The 264-nt window shown below is 68.6% G+C and carries 1 protein-coding gene; it reads left to right on the forward strand.

The window, feature by feature from the left end; translation table 11 throughout:
• On the forward strand, positions 1–264 hold a 264-nt coding region (locus tag QP415_RS12005; protein WP_285100231.1), incomplete at both ends, for an Ig-like domain-containing protein.

Consider the following 264-nt stretch of genomic DNA (forward strand, 5'->3'; position numbering starts at 1 on the left):
CGGACGGACACGCCGAGACGACGGGCGAGCTGCAGGTGAGCGTCCAGGAGGCGGGTAACGTTCCGCCGGTGGCGCGCGCTGACTTCTACGTGGCCCGCGTGGGCGAGGCCCTGGCGATTGACCCGATTGCGAATGATACGGATCCGAACGGCGATGCGATTTCGCTCGTCGCGGCGGGAACGCCCCCGGCTGGCACGTCCGTGTCGGCGGATCTGTCACGAGGCATCCTGACGTTCACGGGCTCGGTGCCGGGTTCCTTCCAGT

It is taken from the genome of Pauljensenia sp. UMB3104 (assembly GCF_030217285.1).
Lineage (GTDB): Bacteria > Actinomycetota > Actinomycetes > Actinomycetales > Actinomycetaceae > Pauljensenia.